This window comes from Enterobacter cloacae complex sp. IR5422 (assembly GCF_049238165.1).
Taxonomy (GTDB): Bacteria; Pseudomonadota; Gammaproteobacteria; order Enterobacterales; family Enterobacteriaceae; genus Enterobacter; species Enterobacter roggenkampii.
The window spans coordinates 108,289-124,318 of sequence record NZ_JBMKHT010000008.1; the positions used below are offsets into that span (position 1 = coordinate 108,289).

Sequence of the window (16,030 nt, forward strand, 5' to 3'; positions counted from 1 at the left end):
GTAATAGTGAATAGATGAAAATTATTGTTCCGGGTTTCTTATGCGCCAGCTTAACCGTCTTAACCAGTATCAACGCCTGTGGCAACCTTCCGCTGGCGCGCCGCAGCAGGTAACCGTAAATGAACTTGCCAGCCGCTGCTTTTGTAGCGAGCGACATGTCCGTACTCTGCTGCGTCAGGCCCAGGAGGCGGGCTGGCTGACCTGGCGCGCGCAGTCCGGGCGTGGAAGGCGCGGTGCGCTGACGTTTCACGTCACTCCGGAATCACTGCGCAATACGATGATGGAAGAAGCGCTAAAAAGCGGGCAGCAGCATAACGCCCTCGAGCTGGCGCAGCTTGCTCCCGAAGATTTGCGTGCGCTGCTGCACCCGTTTTTGGGTGGGCAGTGGCAAAACGACACGCCGACGCTGCGCATCCCCTACTACCGCTCACTGGAGCCGCTTCAGCCGGGCTTTTTACCGGGTCGGGCAGAGCAGCATCTGGCAGGGCAAGTCTTCTCAGGTTTGACGCGATTTCACGGCAACAGCAGTGAGCCGACGGGCGATCTGGCGCATCACTGGGATGTGTCGGATGATGGGCTGCGCTGGCATTTCTACATTCGCTCCACGCTGCACTGGCATAACGGCGATAAAATTGAAACGGCGCATCTCCAGCGGAGCCTGACCGCGCTGTTGACGCTTCCCGCCCTGCGCACCCTGTTTCAGAGCGTCCTCTGTATCGAAACAACGCATCCGCAGTGCCTGACGTTTACGCTGCATCATCCGGACTACTGGCTGCCGCACAGGCTGGCAACCTACTGTAGCCGTCTGGCGCATCCCGACCATTCGACGATTGGCAGCGGCCCCTTTCGGCTGGTCGCCTTTGAACCCGACCTGGTTCGTCTGGAAAGCCATGAGCAGTACCACCTGAGCCATCCGCTGCTCAAAGCCATCGAATACTGGATCACACCCCAGCTTTTTGATCACAGGTTGGGTACCAGCTGCCGTCACCCGGTGCAAATCGCGATTGGTGAGGCCGACGAGCTGGAAAGTCTGCGGCTGGTAAGCAGCAGCACCAGCCTGGGGTTCTGTTACCTCACGCTAAAACAGAGCGCACGCCTGAGTGAGAACCAGGCAAAGCGGCTGATTAATATCATTCATCACTCCAGGCTTCTCCACACGCTTCCGCTAAACGAAGGGCTCATCACCCCCACCGGGGAACTGCTTCCCGGCTGGACAATCCCCGACTGGACTGATTTAACCGATGTTGCCCTGCCTGAAGCACTGACGCTGGTTTACCATCTTCCCGTTGAGCTTCACACCATGGCCAGCCAGTTGAAGACGTACCTGGCGCTACAGGGGTGTGAGCTGACCGTCATCTTTCATGACGCCAAGACGTGGGACGGATGCCAGCAGCTTGCCGAAGCAGACATCATGATGGGCGACAGGCTGATTGGCGAAGCGCCAGCGTATACGCTTGAGCAGTGGCTGCGCTGCGATACGCTTTGGCCACACGTGTTAAGCGCACCGGCGTACGCCCATTTGCAAGCCACGCTGGATGCGGTACAGACTCAGGCCGAAGCTCGGGATCGGCACGCGGGCCTGAAGGCCATTTTTAGCCGATTAATGGAAAATGCAGTGCTGACGCCGCTCTTTAATTATCAGTATCAGATCAGCGCGCCGCCGGGCGTGAATGGGATTCGCCTCAACACCCGCGGCTGGTTTGATTTTACCGAAGCCTGGCTGCCCGCCCCCAAATCGTGAAGAAGCTGGTCGCCGCCACAGGCAGACGGTAACATAACGTTTTTACCGTAACAGTCGAGATGATTTATGAAACGTGCCGTCGTCGTGTTCAGCGGAGGACAAGACTCTACTACCTGCCTGGTCCAGGCTCTTCATCAGTACGATGAAGTTCACTGTGTCACTTTCGATTATGGTCAGCGCCATCGCGCTGAGATCGACGTTGCCCGTGAACTGGCCCTGAAACTGGGCGCACGCGCGCACAAGGTGCTGGACGTTACGCTGTTAAATGAACTGGCCGTGAGTAGCCTCACCCGGGACAGTATTCCCGTCCCGGACTACGAACCCGATGCCAGCGGCATTCCGAATACCTTCGTGCCGGGCCGCAATATTCTGTTCCTCACCCTGACGGCAATTTATGCCTACCAGGTAAAAGCCGAAGCCGTGATCACGGGCGTGTGTGAAACAGACTTCTCCGGCTACCCGGACTGTCGTGATGAGTTCGTGAAGGCGTTAAATCACGCCGTCAATCTGGGGATGGCGAAAGAGACGCGCTTTGAAACCCCGCTGATGTGGCTGGATAAAGCCGAAACCTGGGCGCTGGCCGACTACTGGGGCAAGCTGGACCTGGTTCGCAGCGAAACCCTCACCTGCTACAACGGCATTAAAGGCGACGGTTGCGGCCAGTGCGCCGCCTGTAATCTGCGCGCTAACGGGCTGAACCACTATCTTGCCGATAAAGCCGGCGTGATGGCCGCAATGCAGAAAAAAACCGGGCTTAAATAGGGCGACCTGACCGTGCTGTCGCATAACAGGTTTCGACAGCACGGGTAAGCCTGAACCTGGGTTACACGATCATCAGTTCCAGCTTTTCGCGCAATTCCCCTTCCAGCGGCAGCGCTTTCTGCGTTTTCAGATCGATACAGACAAAGGTGATCAACGCATCAGCCACCACCTGCCCTTCGGGATCGAGCGTAACCACCTGGCTTAACACGCCGCTTTTGCCATTGATCTGCTGCACCTGGCTGGTCACCGTGAGCACATCGCCCAACACGGCAGGGCGACGGTAGTTGATATTGATATTGACGACCACGAACGCGATGTTGTGCGCGGTCATCCACTGAAAGCTTTCGCTGTTTTCCAGCCCGTCCCAGCGCGCTTCCTCAAGAAACTCCAGGTAGCGGGCATTGTTCACATGCTGGTAAACGTCGAGGTGAAAACCGCGTACTTTTATTTTTGTCTGCATAGCGCAATAGCCTTTACTGTTATTGTAGGATGAGAGGTCATAACTGGTATGACCTCTTTATCCTGGCAAAATTTTGCCGCTGTGCAAGTAATTGTGAGATTACAACGTCAGGTGTGCGAGGTTGCGCTCAACCAGCGCGCTCCCCATGCCGGGAACCTGCTTGAGATCGTCGACCGTTTTGAAAGGACCATACTCTTCACGATAGCTTACGATGGCCTGCGCTTTTTTCAGCCCGACGCCATTCATCACGCGGGCCAGCTCTTCCGCAGAGGCCGAATTGATGCTGACTCGCGTACCGTCATCATCCACGTTTTTACCAACGTCAGCCGCTTTGGTTTGCCCCTGCCCCGGCGCTGCGGTGTCGTTTTTACTCTGTACCGCCTGTGGTTTAGCGGCAGGTGTCGCCGCCAGTGCGCCCGCGTTCAGCCCGGTGGTGGCAATAGCCAGCGTAATAAACAGTGCTTTGATTCCACATTTCATGCTGTTATCTCCTTGTTTGTAGACAGCCACGTCACGATAGCCGCCCGATAAAAGAGGCACAAACAGCAGAGTGCAGAAATGGAAAAGGCCGCGAAAGCGGCCTTTAGTTATTGCAGAGCGTTGCGAAAATCTGCGAGCAGATACGTAATTATTGCTGCTGAGTAATGATATCGCCCAGCTTAATTTTGGCCTCTTTACGCAGGTTGCTCATCATGGCTTCGAAGGCAATCTGGGCATTGTTCTGGGTAATCCCCTGGACCATCGCCTTCTTCTGCGCGTCTGGCAGAGTGCCGGCTTTCACTTCATCCAGCGCCAGCAGAACGACGTTACCCTGCATATCGGTAGTGGTGCCGAAGCTTGGCTTGTCTTTCGCCGGCAGAGTCAGGCCAAACGCGGCCTGGCTGATAGGGTCCTGACCAGTACGGCTCAGCGTTTTCGCTTCACCGAAGCTCAGGCCAGCCGCTTTCAGCGCGTCCTGTTTACCCGCTTTCAGATCGGCCAGAATCTTCTCAGCATCCAGTTTCGCCTGCTGTTCCGCTTTGTTGTGCTTAACCTGAGCGACGACCTGATCCTTCACTTCCGCCAGCGGTTTGACCGCTTCTGGCTTGTGCTCGCTGACGCGCAACACAAACGCACGATCGCCATCGACGGTAATGATGTCTGAGTTACTGCCCGGCGTGCCGTTCTCACCAACCAGACCACCGTTGAAGATGGCATCAGAAACCGGTTTGAAGTTCAGCTCTTCCGGCAGGTTGTCACGACCAAACCAGCCCGTCTCAACCGCTTTCACCCCAGCCGCCTGCTCGGCACCCGCCAGAGATTCGTTGTCGTTGCTGGCAGCATCACTCACTTTCTGCTGCAGCGCATAGTAGGCATCCAGCGCTTTTTCCTGCTTCACTTTTGCCGCGATATCGTCACGAACCTCAGCCAGCGGCTTGGTTTTCGCCGCGGTGATGTCGTCCAGACGCACGACCAGGAAACCTACGGAGGATTTAATGACGCCAGACAGTTGGCCTTTCTCTTTCAGACCGGCATTTTTCAGCTCGTCCGGCGTGGTCGCGTCTTCCAGCCAGCCCATATCGCCACCGTTTTTCGCAGAGATAATGTCGGTGGATTTCGCTTTCGCGACGGTCGCAAAATCAGCGCCTTTGTTCAGCTCATCCAGTACCGCTTTGGCATCCGCCTCGGTTTTGGTCTGAATCACGCTGTAGCGGTTACGCTGCGGCTGTGTGAACTGATCCTGATGTTGGTCGTAGTAAGACTGGATTTCCGCGTCAGACGCGCTTTCCTGCAGCGCAGCCGCATCCAGCTTGATGTAGCTCACGCGGAACTGTTCTGGAGAAACAAAGGTATTCTTGTTCTGCTCGTACCAGGCGTTAATGTCAGCGTCGCTCACCTGCTGTTTCGCCGCCAGGGCGTTAACATCAATGGTCGCTTCACGTACAACGCGCTGCTGCGCCACCAGCGCAGCCAGTTCATCCGTTTCGCCTTTAAGCATGAAATCGGTGCCAACAACGGCATTGATGAGCTGCTGGGTGGTCAGTTGGTTACGCAGCGCCTGCGCGTACTGATCGGCCGTCATCCCCATCTGGTTGACGATGCTGTTGTAACGCGCGTTGTCGAATTTACCGTTAGACTGGAAGGCTTGCGTAGAGAAGATGGCTTTTTTCACCTGCTCATCGCTAATGCCAAGGCCGAGTTTTTTGGCATACTGATCCAGCAGCGCTTCGTCGATAAGACGGTTCAGCGTCTGCTGACGCAGGGTCTTCATATACCCTTCGTTTGCTGCCAGTTCAGAGAATTGGTCGCCCAGCTGTTGCTGCATACGGTTACGTTCACCGGCAAAAGCATTCTCGAATTGGCCGCGGCTGATCTCCTGGCCATTCACTTTTGCGGCATAGTTCGCGCCACCGCCAATAAGGTAACTGCTCACGCCGGTCAATATGAACGACACGATAATGATACCGAAAATAATCTTGAGCACGAGACTGTTAGCAGCCGTGCGTAAGCTGTCCATCATGGTGTAACAACACTCCGCTGTAGGTGACTGGTTACCTGACGCTGACGGAAAATCCTGCCCGTCGCGCGTAAAGTCGTATTGTGACAAGAAAACGGGGCGATTGTCAGCCCACAACTCGCATAAACTCGCACAAATCAGGTCTGGACAAACAAAAAAGGCACATCAAACGATGCGCCCTTGTACTATCCGGCTTCCCTGAAACGGGAAAGCAATCAGTTTACTGCGTCTTTCAGCGCTTTACCTGCACGGAAACCCGGCACTTTAGCGGCAGCAATGGTGATCTCTTTACCGGTCTGAGGGTTGCGGCCAGTACGGGCAGCACGCTCTTTAACAGCAAAAGTACCGAAGCCTACCAGTGCAACGTCGTCCCCAGCCTGCAGAGATTCAGTAACAGAAGCAATTAATGCATCTAACGCACGTCCAGCTGCAGCTTTAGAAATATCAGCACCAGCAGCAATTTTGTCAATCAGTTGAGATTTATTCACTGTTCTCTTCCTCTCTTTATAATTTATATCGCGCCTGAATCCTTCACAACGCGACCGCGCAGCAGTTATATCAGGCCTGCCATGACCTTACAACACCCGTTGTTGATGGCTGACCTAATCAGCAATCTAAATTAGCTATACAAAAAAAGGCTGGCAAGTGCGAAATGACTTACCAGCCTTGTTTTTATTGACGCTCTTTGCGCGAGGTCACTATTTTGCGGTTACAACCTGCATTCCGGACGGTTCATTCTGCAATGCGAGACTAAGTACTTCCTCAATTCGCTTAACAGGATGGATCTGCAGGTCGGCAATCACGTTGTCCGGAATCTCTTCCAGATCGCGTTTGTTTTCGTAAGGGATCAATACGGTTTTGATCCCACCACGATGCGCCGCCAGCAGTTTTTCTTTTAAGCCACCGATTGGCAGAACCTGACCGCGCAGGGTGATTTCACCGGTCATTGCCACATCAGCACGCACCGGGTTACCTGTCAGGCAAGAAACCAGAGCGGTACACATGGCAATACCCGCGCTTGGACCATCTTTCGGCGTCGCCCCTTCAGGTACGTGTACGTGGATGTCGCGTTTTTCGTAGAAATCCGGGTTGATACCCAGTTTCTCCGCGCGCGCGCGCACCACGGTCAGCGCCGCCTGAATGGACTCCTGCATCACTTCACCCAGCGAGCCGGTATAGGTCAGCTTGCCTTTACCCGGTACACAGGCGGTTTCGATGGTCAGCAGATCGCCGCCCACTTCCGTCCATGCCAGACCGGTGACCTGGCCAACGCGGTTTTCGTTATCCGCGCGACCATAGTCGAAGCGTTGAACGCCGAGATAGGCATGCAGGTTATCACCATTAATCGTGATGTGTTTCAGGCTCTTATCCAGCAACAGCTGTTTCACCGCCTTACGGCACAGTTTAGAGATTTCACGCTCAAGGCTACGCACGCCCGCTTCACGGGTGTAGTAGCGGATGATGCCAATAATCGCGCTGTCCTCGACGGTCAGCTCGTTGGCTTTCAGCGCGTTACGCTCAATCTGTTTCGGCAGCAGGTGCTGTTTCGCGATGTTCAGCTTCTCGTCTTCGGTATAGCCGGAGAGACGGATCACTTCCATACGGTCCAGCAGCGGCGCCGGAATGTTCATGGAGTTCGACGTCGCCACGAACATCACGTCGCTCAGGTCGTAGTCCACTTCCAGGTAGTGATCGCTGAACGCCACGTTCTGTTCTGGATCAAGCACTTCCAGCAGCGCAGACGCAGGGTCACCACGCATGTCCGACGACATTTTGTCGATCTCATCGAGCAGGAACAGCGGGTTTTTAACGCCCACTTTCGCCATCTTCTGGATCAGTTTACCCGGCATAGAACCGATGTAGGTACGGCGGTGACCGCGGATTTCCGCTTCATCGCGTACGCCGCCCAGCGCCATACGGATATACTTACGTCCGGTCGCTTTAGCGATGGACTGGCCCAGAGAGGTTTTACCCACCCCCGGCGGTCCTACCAGGCACAGAATCGGGCCTTTAATTTTATTCACACGACTCTGTACCGCAAGGTACTCAAGAATGCGGTCTTTCACACGTTCCAGGCCGTAGTGGTCGGTATCCAGGATCTCCTGTGCCTGACGCAGGTCTTTTTTGACCTTGCTGCGGGCGTTCCAAGGAACCTGTACCATCCACTCAATGTAGCCGCGAACCACGGTCGCTTCAGCCGACATCGGAGACATCATTTTCAGCTTCTGCAGTTCTGCTTCCGCTTTCTCTTTCGCCTCTTTCGGCATCTTCGCCGCGTCGATCTTGCGCTTCAGCGCTTCGTTTTCGTCCGGCGCGTCGTCCATCTCGCCCAGCTCTTTCTGAATGGCCTTCATTTGCTCATTCAGATAGTACTCACGCTGAGATTTCTCCATCTGCTTTTTGACGCGGTTGCGAATGCGCTTCTCAACCTGCAGCAGATCGATTTCAGACTCCATCATCGCCATCAGGTATTCCAGACGTTCGTTAACGTCGGACATTTCCAGCACGGACTGTTTGTCAGCCAGTTTCAGCGGCATGTGTGCAGCGATGGTGTCCGCCAGACGTGCAGGATCGTCGATGCTGTTCAGCGACGTCAGCACTTCTGGTGGGATTTTCTTGTTCAGCTTGATATAGCCTTCAAACTGGCTAATCGCGGTGCGAACCAGCACTTCCTGTTCGCGCTCATCAAGTTCAGGCGAATCAAGGTACTCTGCCTTCGCAGAGAAGTGTTCGCCGTCGTCTGACAGAGTGGTAATACGCGCACGCTGCAGGCCTTCTACCAGCACCTTCACGGTGCCGTCAGGCAGCTTCAGCATCTGCAAAATAGAGGCCACGGTCCCGACGGTGAAAAGATCGTTTACACCCGGCTCATCCGTTGATGCTTCTTTCTGCGCCACCAGCATGATTTTTTTATCATGATCCATAGCGGCTTCGAGGCAACGGATAGATTTTTCCCGCCCTACAAATAAGGGTATGACCATGTGCGGATAAACCACCACATCGCGCAACGGCAATACGGGGATTTCAATGCGTTCAGAACGCTCAGGATTCATAGAGCTCTCTCTTAGTTAGTGTCCGCCAGGTAAGCTGGTCATGTCACTGTGCTTCACATAACCATTAACATGTATCCAGTATATGGGGATGTTTCCCACACATTCAACGCTATGAATACGGAAAAAGTAAAGGGGAGATAAAATCCCCCCTTTTTGATTAACTGCTTGTATGATTTGGTGAATTATTCGCCAGATGCCTGCTGGGCTTCCGGTTTGCCGTAAATCAGCAGCGGTTTGGTTTGACCGCTGATGACCGACTCGTCAATCACCACTTTCTCAACGTCTTCCATCGACGGCAGATCGTACATGGTGTCGAGCAGTGCCGCTTCAACGATAGAACGCAGGCCACGCGCGCCGGTTTTGCGGCTCATTGCTTTTTTGGCAATCGCATCCAGCGCTTCGTCGCGGAATTCCAGATCAACCCCTTCCAGATTGAACAGCGCCTGATACTGCTTGGTCAGCGCATTTTTCGGCTCTTTCAGGATCTGGATCAGCGCCTCTTCACTCAGCTCATTCAGCGTAGCCACAACCGGCAGACGACCGATGAATTCAGGGATCAGACCGAATTTGATCAGATCTTCTGGTTCAACCTGTGCCAGGAGCTCGCCTTCGTTCGGTTTTTCGGATGTGGATTTCACCGTTGCGCCAAAACCAATGCCGGAGCCGGTTTCAACACGGTGGGAGATGACTTTATCCAGACCAGCAAAGGCACCGCCACAGATGAACAGGATCTTGGAGGTATCAACCTGCAGGAACTCCTGCTGCGGATGTTTACGACCACCCTGTGGCGGAACGGCGGCAACCGTACCTTCGATCAGCTTCAGCAGTGCCTGCTGTACGCCTTCACCCGATACGTCACGAGTGATGGACGGGTTGTCGGATTTACGGGAGATCTTGTCGATCTCATCGATGTAAACAATCCCGCGCTGGGCTTTCTGTACGTCGTAATCGCACTTCTGCAGCAGTTTCTGGATGATGTTTTCGACGTCCTCACCCACGTAACCGGCTTCGGTCAGGGTGGTGGCATCCGCCATGGTGAACGGAACATCAAGCAGACGCGCCAGGGTTTCAGCCAGCAGCGTTTTACCGGAACCGGTTGGGCCGATGAGCAGAATGTTACTTTTACCCAGTTCCACGCCATTGCTGGTATCGCCGTTACGCAGGCGTTTGTAGTGGTTATAGACCGCTACCGCCAGCACTTTCTTGGCCTGCTCCTGGCCGATGACGTAGTCGTCAAGGTGATGACGAATTTCATGCGGCGTTGGCAGCGCGCTGCGCTCACGGTGCGGTGCGACTTCTTTAATCTCTTCGCGAATGATGTCGTTACATAAATCGACGCATTCGTCGCAGATATACACGGACGGCCCGGCAATCAGTTTACGCACTTCATGCTGGCTTTTGCCGCAAAAAGAGCAGTACAGCAGTTTGCCCGAACCATCTTTGCGTTTATCTGTCATGAGTCCAAACCTCTTTTTAAGTTCTTTGTGCCGCACATGACGACGCAAATGCCATTCTAAGACGCAAGCTGCATCAAGCAGCGTGCCGCCCTACCTTAGTATAGCGGCACACTCGCGTCGCGGGCATCAATTACGATGGGTCAACACGGAGTCGACTAAGCCGTACTCAACTGCCTCTGAAGCAGAGAGGAAGCGATCGCGCTCGGTATCGCGCTCGATCTGCTCGAGAGGTTGACCCGTATGCTGCGCCATAAGTTCATTCATGCGCGCTTTTACTTTCAGGATTTCGCGGGCGTGGATTTCGATATCCGTCGCCTGCCCCTGGTAACCGCCCAGCGGCTGGTGAATCATCACGCGGGAATTCGGCAAGCAGAATCGCTTACCCTTCGCCCCTGCAGTTAACAGGAACGCGCCCATAGATGCGGCCTGACCCATACAGATCGTGCTGACATCCGGTTTGATGAATTGCATGGTGTCATAAATGGACATCCCTGCGGTAATCACGCCACCCGGGGAATTAATGTACAGGTAAATGTCTTTTTCCGGGTTTTCCGCTTCCAGAAACAGCATCTGCGCCACGATCAGGTTAGCCATGTGGTCTTCCACCTGGCCGGTCAGAAAGATAACGCGTTCCTTGAGCAGACGGGAATAGATATCAAAAGAACGCTCACCACGTGAGGTCTGTTCAATAACCATTGGCACCAGAGCCATATGGGGTGCAAAGTTATCTCGTTCGCCACTGTATGACATTTCCGTCTCCTGGATCAAAATTGAAAACACCTGCTGTACTGATTGTAACCTTACGGACGGATTATCAGCCAGTCTCATTCATCATGATTACGTACTTATGGGGTTCACAGTGCCCTATTTCAAGCATAACAACCTTTTGTTGTTACGCTAACACCGAAAGGGCGTTTTAGCACTCTTCCTGGGCTCTGGCTGTGATAAAAAAAACCCGCTGCCGCAAGGCAACGGGTTTTCTGTTCAAACTTTAAACCGTTGGGGCGAAATTACGCCTGCTGGTTCATCAGTTCGTTGAAAGAGGTCGCTTTTTCGGTCACTTTCGCTTTCGCCAGTACCGCTTCAACAGCCTGCTCTTCCAGGGCAACGTTGCGCATGTTGTCCATCAGCTCTTTGTTCTTACCGTAGAACTCGATCACTTCTGATGGATCTTCGTATGCAGAAGCCATCTCTTCGATCAGGCCTTTCACACGCTCTTCGTCAGCTTTCAGCTCGTGGGTACGAATCACTTCGCCCAGCAGCAGGCCAACCACAACGCGGCGTTTTGCCTGCTCTTCGAACAGCTCGCGTGGCAGTTCCATCGCTTGCTGCTGGTTGCCACCGAAACGCTGTGCAGCCTGACGGCGCAGAACGTCGATTTCGCTGTCGATCAGGGCAGCAGGAACGTCGATTTCGTTGGCTTTCACCAGACCTTCGATCGCCTGAGACTTCACGCGGTTACGCACAGCACCGTTCAGCTCGCGCTCCATGTTTTTACGCACTTCGGTACGCAGGCCAGCAACAGAACCGTCTTCCACGCCGAAACGTTTGATGAACTCTTCAGTCAGTTCTGGCAGTTCGCGCTCTTCCACTTTCTTCAGGTTGATGACGAACTTCGCTGCTTTACCTTTCAGGTTTTCAGCGTGGTACTCTTCCGGGAAGGTCACGTCGATGGTGAACTCTTCGCCAGCCTTGTGGCCTTTGATACCGTCTTCGAAGCCTGGGATCATACGACCCTGGCCCATTGCCAGTACGAAGTCAGACGCTTTGCCGCCTTCGAACTCTTCGCCGTCTACAGAACCGGTGAAGTCGATGGTTACGCGGTCTTCCGCGTCAACAGCGCCTTCTTTCTCTTTCCAGTTCGCCTGCTGCTTACGCAGGGTGTCCAGCATGCCGTCAACGTCTTCGTCAGTCACGGAGACAATCGGTTTTTCAACTTCGATAGATTCCAGACCTTTCAGCTCAACTTCCGGATACACTTCAAACTCTACGGAGTAGGTGAAGTCTTCGCCCAGTTTGTATTCGCCTGGAACGTAGTTTGGCGCACCGGCCGGATTGATTTTTTCTTTGATGATCGCATCGATAAAGTTGCGGCTCATCAGTTCACCCAGCACATCCTGACGCACGGAAGCGCCATAACGCTGAGCAACAACATTCATTGGTACTTTGCCCTTACGGAAGCCGTCAATACGTACTTTTTTTGCTACGTTGACCAGCTCGCTTTTCACAGCAGTTTCGATGCTGTCAGCAGCGATAGTAATCGTTACACGGCGGCCAAGGCCTTGAGTGGTTTCAACTGAAACTTGCATCTTGTTACCTCAAAAAAATCACAGTGCTCGGTCAACTCTGAATCTGTCTGTTATACCGGGATGCTCTCTTAGTGCAGATTCACATTCCCTGTCGCCAGAATCATCCCGAAGACATTCAATAAGACGCGGCATTATAGCGGCATCACTTAGGTGAGTCGAGAACGGTTGGGGCATGTTGCTGCGGCTTTTTTCACACTTTAAGGCTATTTTTAGCCTTAAAATCGCACCATCCGCTCAAAACTCAGACAAAACAAAACGGCCCGAAGGCCGTTTTGAGGAAATCTGTAAGCAACATACTGGAAAAGCTCCAGCCGTTGCAAATCCGATTTATCAGGCGATAGTGCCTGCACCGCGACAGGGCGGCGATGCGAAAACCGTATCCTGCAAGCCTTCCCATTCCTTAATGGTATAGGTATGCAGTGCCAGCGCATGCACGGTCGTGGAGAGCTCTTCCGTCAAGGTGCTGTAGATCAAGCGATGTCGGTTCAGGAAACGTTCTCCCGTGAAACGATCGCTAACCAGAACCACTTTAAAGTGGCTTTCAGAACCTGCCGGTACGTTATGACGATAGCTTTCGTCGACGACTTCGAGGAACACAGGGTTGAACGCTGCCCTTAATTTATCTTCTATATGCTCACGTATCATCATGAAATTACTCCTCCGACAACGCCAGGATGTCACCCATCCCTTTAAATATTAGCCGCTTTTACCGTTTCCATTACACATTGACAACAAATATTTAGCTTTCGTCCGATTTTCTCATTCAAACGAATGAAGTTAACTGTGAGGCTCATACCTTTTATCATCCGTGAAAGGAGAAAATGAGTGAGCTGGTCAGTTTTCAGACAAGACGATGAATTTACATGCGTTGACCACTTCCCCTGACCGTTGGCGATGTTATGATGGCGGCAATTTTTCTCTCTATTATGCTTACGATTCGTGAGAACTTAAAAATGTTAAAAAAACTCTTCTTTCCATTGGTAGCCCTTTTTATGCTGGCAGGCTGTGCTACCCCGCCTACCACCATTGATGTCTCACCAAAAATCACCCTGCCTCAGCAGGACCCAAGCCTGATGGGCGTCACCGTGAGCATTAACGGTGCCGATCAGCGTCAGGATCAGGCGCTGGCAAAAGTGACCCGCGATAACCAGCAGGTGACGCTCACCGCGTCCCGTGACCTGCGCTTCCTGCTGCAGGAAGTGCTGGAGAAACAAATGACCGCTCGCGGCTATATGATCGGCCCAAGCGGTGCAGTTGATCTGCAGATCATCGTCAACAACCTGTACGCTGACGTGTCACAGGGCAACGTGCGCTACAACATCGCCACCAAAGCGGATATCGCCATCATTGCCACCGCGAAGAATGGCAACAAGATGACCAAAAACTACCGCGCGAGCTACTCTGTTGAAGGTGCGTTCCAGGCATCCAACCAGAACATTGCTAACGCCGTTAACAGCGTGCTGACCGATACCATCGCCGATATGGCGCAGGACACCAGCATCCACGACTTTATCAAGCAGAACGCACGTTAATCCTGCTCACTGACCCGGTGTAACACCGGGTCAGTCTTATAAGAACATGTCCAGCCATTACTTACGCATTTTCCAGCAACCGAAATCAGCGATTCTGCTGATCCTCGGCTTTGCCTCGGGTTTACCCCTCGCGCTCACCTCCGGCACGCTTCAGGCGTGGATGACGGTCGAGAACATCGATCTCAAAACCATTGGTTTCTTCTCGCTTGTCGGTCAGGCCTATGTTTTCAAGTTCCTGTGGTCGCCGGTGATGGATCGTTATACGCCGACGTTCCTCGGGCGTCGCCGCGGCTGGCTGGTGATGACGCAGGTCCTGCTGCTGCTGGCCATCGCGGCGATGGGGTTTCTTGAGCCCACCACGCAGCTGCGCTGGATGGCCGCGCTTGCGGTGGTGATTGCCTTCTGTTCCGCCTCTCAGGATATCGTGTTCGACGCCTGGAAGACGGACGTGTTACCTGCGGAAGAACGCGGTGCCGGTGCGGCCATCAGCGTGCTGGGCTATCGCCTCGGGATGCTGGTCTCTGGCGGGCTGGCGCTGTGGCTGGCCGACCGTTACCTCGGCTGGCAGGGCATGTACTGGCTGATGGCCGCCCTGCTTATCCCCTGCATTATCGCCACGCTCTTTGCCCCCGAACCGAGCGACGTTATTCCGGTTCCCCGCTCGCTGGAGCAGGCCGTGGCGGAACCGCTGCGCGACTTCTTTGGCCGCAACAACGCCTGGCTGATCCTGCTGCTGATCGTCCTTTATAAGCTTGGCGACGCCTTTGCCATGAGCCTGACCACCACCTTCCTGATCCGCGGTGTCGGTTTTGACGCTGGTGAAGTGGGGGTAGTGAATAAAACGCTGGGGCTGTTTGCGACCATTGTCGGGGCACTTTACGGTGGCGTGCTGATGCAGCGCCTGACGCTGTTCCGCGCACTGCTGATCTTCGGCATTCTTCAGGGCGCCTCTAACGCGGGCTACTGGCTGCTGTCGATTACTGACAAACATATGATCAGCATGGCCGCTGCGGTGTTCTTCGAAAATCTCTGCGGCGGTATGGGGACAGCAGCCTTTGTCGCCCTGCTGATGACCCTGTGCAACAAATCATTTTCCGCCACGCAGTTCGCGCTGCTCTCGGCGCTCTCTGCCGTTGGCCGCGTTTACGTAGGTCCGATTGCCGGCTGGTTTGTGGAAGCCCACGGTTGGCCAACGTTTTATCTTTTCTCCGTCGTGGCTGCCGTGCCGGGGATTTTATTGTTGCTGGTCTGTCGCCAGACGCTGGAATATACCCAGCGGACCGAACACTTTATACCACGAACGGAATATCACCGCGCCTACCGTTTTGCGTTACGTCTGTTAATGATGGGCTGCGTTGCGCTGGCACTCTGGCTTATCGTGCTCATTATTAATGCCAGCACACCACTGGCGCTCCCGTTTGAGGCCCTTCTGCTGGACGCCGGAGCCCTGCTGGCCATCGTTGGGATCCTGACGGGCGGTCTGCTCGATTTCATGGCGTTGCGTAAAACGCAGCTGACCTGAAGAAAAATGCGAAAGGTTATTTCCCGTTGTAATCACCAACCGAAATTATAACGGTGAAATAGCCACCATCGACTAAAAAAAATATTTGTTGTTTTGTGCGGGATAGGATTTGGAAATTATTGGCTCTGGTTCCAAAACGCTATTTTTCATTAAACGATTCAGCATGCGATAGTTTGATTTTTCGTTTTTTAGATGTCTTTTTATTGATAATTAATTGTTAATTTTTTGTTTATTTTTAACAATGGTTATACCAATTGTCCCTTTTAGGGTATGCTTGGGGGTCCTTTCGTTATAAAGCCCATCTCATGCGGCTTCGGTCATAAAAACCGACATAATTTGCAACACTTGTGACACGTGCGGCAGAACCCGGTAACACCTTCCTGACACAGGCCTAATGATGTTTACAGTAAAGTAACCTTCCCGTAAAATGCCCGCACACTTTAAACGCCACCAGACTCCCGTGGAATTGAGGTCGTTAAATGAGACTCAGGAAATACAATAAAAGTTTGGGATGGTTGTCATTATTCGCAGGCACTGTATTACTCAGTGGCTGTGATTCTGCACTACTAGGGAAGTTGCGATTAAGTGGTCCGCAGCTCCCGATATGACGCCCCAAACCGTCCTTTATCGACGTCCTGTGGCTCAATTTTCCAATTTTCAGCCCAAAATCGTCTCTTCGTGGCTGATTTTGGCCCTG

At 53.5% G+C, this 16,030-nt stretch carries 13 protein-coding genes and 1 pseudogene; 5 read left to right on the forward strand and 9 right to left on the reverse strand.

Annotation, left to right across the window (positions count from 1 at the left end; all coding sequences use genetic code 11):
- Positions 1 to 40: 40 nt before the first annotated feature.
- Both ACOTXT_RS06450 and queC read left to right on the forward strand, forming a co-directional pair.
- Complete coding sequence (locus tag ACOTXT_RS06450) at positions 41 to 1,741, forward strand: SgrR family transcriptional regulator (RefSeq protein ID WP_023326794.1); 1,701 nt, start codon at positions 41 to 43, stop codon at positions 1,739 to 1,741.
- Between the two features lie 66 nt (positions 1,742 to 1,807).
- The gene (queC, locus tag ACOTXT_RS06455) at positions 1,808 to 2,503 is read left to right on the forward strand and encodes a 7-cyano-7-deazaguanine synthase QueC (RefSeq protein WP_008503311.1); all 696 of its coding nucleotides are present in this window, start codon (positions 1,808 to 1,810) and stop codon (positions 2,501 to 2,503) included.
- 61 nt (positions 2,504 to 2,564) lie between these two features.
- On the opposite strand, the gene ACOTXT_RS06460 is transcribed toward queC, so the two are convergent.
- From ACOTXT_RS06460 to bolA, 9 genes are all read right to left on the reverse strand, one after another.
- Entirely contained in the window at positions 2,565 to 2,963 is a 399-nt protein-coding gene (locus ACOTXT_RS06460; protein ID WP_021241651.1) for a YbgC/FadM family acyl-CoA thioesterase, read from the reverse strand.
- 99 nt (positions 2,964 to 3,062) lie between these two features.
- The gene (locus ACOTXT_RS06465) at positions 3,063 to 3,443 is read right to left on the reverse strand and encodes a helix-hairpin-helix domain-containing protein (RefSeq protein ID WP_055321810.1); all 381 of its coding nucleotides are present in this window, start codon (positions 3,441 to 3,443) and stop codon (positions 3,063 to 3,065) included.
- 148 nt (positions 3,444 to 3,591) lie between these two features.
- A complete protein-coding gene (gene ppiD, locus ACOTXT_RS06470) occupies positions 3,592 to 5,463 on the reverse strand; it encodes a peptidylprolyl isomerase (protein WP_023326792.1) in 1,872 nt (623 codons plus the stop codon).
- 212 nt (positions 5,464 to 5,675) lie between these two features.
- Positions 5,676 to 5,948 carry a nucleoid-associated protein HU-beta gene (gene hupB, locus ACOTXT_RS06475; protein ID WP_002444653.1) on the reverse strand — a complete coding sequence of 91 codons (273 nt, stop codon included), beginning with the start codon at positions 5,946 to 5,948 and terminating at the stop codon, positions 5,676 to 5,678.
- Positions 5,949 to 6,158: 210 nt separating this feature from the next.
- Positions 6,159 to 8,513 (reverse strand): endopeptidase La, encoded by a 2,355-nt coding sequence (gene lon, locus ACOTXT_RS06480; protein ID WP_008503315.1) that lies wholly within the window; start codon positions 8,511 to 8,513, stop codon positions 6,159 to 6,161.
- 182 nt (positions 8,514 to 8,695) lie between these two features.
- Positions 8,696 to 9,970 (reverse strand): ATP-dependent protease ATP-binding subunit ClpX, encoded by a 1,275-nt coding sequence (clpX, locus tag ACOTXT_RS06485; protein WP_008503316.1) that lies wholly within the window; start codon positions 9,968 to 9,970, stop codon positions 8,696 to 8,698.
- A 126-nt stretch (positions 9,971 to 10,096) separates the two neighbouring features.
- Positions 10,097 to 10,720, reverse strand: a complete 624-nt coding sequence (clpP, locus tag ACOTXT_RS06490; protein WP_008503317.1) for an ATP-dependent Clp endopeptidase proteolytic subunit ClpP — start codon at positions 10,718 to 10,720, stop codon at positions 10,097 to 10,099.
- Between the two features lie 260 nt (positions 10,721 to 10,980).
- Positions 10,981 to 12,279 (reverse strand): trigger factor, encoded by a 1,299-nt coding sequence (tig, locus tag ACOTXT_RS06495; RefSeq protein ID WP_008503318.1) that lies wholly within the window; start codon positions 12,277 to 12,279, stop codon positions 10,981 to 10,983.
- A 330-nt stretch (positions 12,280 to 12,609) separates the two neighbouring features.
- Positions 12,610 to 12,927, reverse strand: a complete 318-nt coding sequence (gene bolA, locus ACOTXT_RS06500; RefSeq protein ID WP_021241655.1) for a transcriptional regulator BolA — start codon at positions 12,925 to 12,927, stop codon at positions 12,610 to 12,612.
- A gap of 305 nt (positions 12,928 to 13,232) precedes the next feature.
- Here bolA and ACOTXT_RS06505 point away from each other — a divergent pair, with 305 nt between their 5' ends.
- The 3 genes and pseudogenes from ACOTXT_RS06505 to ACOTXT_RS06515 form a co-directional block, all read left to right on the forward strand.
- Positions 13,233 to 13,811, forward strand: a complete 579-nt coding sequence (locus ACOTXT_RS06505; protein ID WP_023310568.1) for a lipoprotein — start codon at positions 13,233 to 13,235, stop codon at positions 13,809 to 13,811.
- Positions 13,812 to 13,857: 46 nt separating this feature from the next.
- On the forward strand, positions 13,858 to 15,333 hold the full coding sequence (ampG, locus tag ACOTXT_RS06510; RefSeq protein ID WP_333165156.1) for a muropeptide MFS transporter AmpG: 1,476 nt from the start codon (positions 13,858 to 13,860) through the stop codon (positions 15,331 to 15,333).
- 479 nt (positions 15,334 to 15,812) lie between these two features.
- Positions 15,813 to 15,902, forward strand: a pseudogene (locus ACOTXT_RS06515) (cytochrome o ubiquinol oxidase subunit II); the annotation flags it as partial.
- Positions 15,903 to 16,030 lie beyond the last annotated feature (128 nt).

Coding starts and splice junctions, on each gene's coding strand:
- bolA (WP_021241655.1), bottom strand. CDS start 12,927: ATGATGATACGTGAGCATATAGAAGATAAATTAAGGGCAGCGTTCAAC.
- ampG (WP_333165156.1), top strand. CDS start 13,858: ATGTCCAGCCATTACTTACGCATTTTCCAGCAACCGAAATCAGCGATT.
- ACOTXT_RS06505 (WP_023310568.1), top strand. CDS start 13,233: ATGTTAAAAAAACTCTTCTTTCCATTGGTAGCCCTTTTTATGCTGGCA.
- clpX (WP_008503316.1), bottom strand. CDS start 9,970: ATGACAGATAAACGCAAAGATGGTTCGGGCAAACTGCTGTACTGCTCT.
- queC (WP_008503311.1), top strand. CDS start 1,808: ATGAAACGTGCCGTCGTCGTGTTCAGCGGAGGACAAGACTCTACTACC.
- ACOTXT_RS06450 (WP_023326794.1), top strand. CDS start 41: ATGCGCCAGCTTAACCGTCTTAACCAGTATCAACGCCTGTGGCAACCT.
- ppiD (WP_023326792.1), bottom strand. CDS start 5,463: ATGATGGACAGCTTACGCACGGCTGCTAACAGTCTCGTGCTCAAGATT.
- tig (WP_008503318.1), bottom strand. CDS start 12,279: ATGCAAGTTTCAGTTGAAACCACTCAAGGCCTTGGCCGCCGTGTAACG.
- lon (WP_008503315.1), bottom strand. CDS start 8,513: ATGAATCCTGAGCGTTCTGAACGCATTGAAATCCCCGTATTGCCGTTG.
- clpP (WP_008503317.1), bottom strand. CDS start 10,720: ATGTCATACAGTGGCGAACGAGATAACTTTGCACCCCATATGGCTCTG.
- ACOTXT_RS06460 (WP_021241651.1), bottom strand. CDS start 2,963: ATGCAGACAAAAATAAAAGTACGCGGTTTTCACCTCGACGTTTACCAG.
- ACOTXT_RS06465 (WP_055321810.1), bottom strand. CDS start 3,443: ATGAAATGTGGAATCAAAGCACTGTTTATTACGCTGGCTATTGCCACC.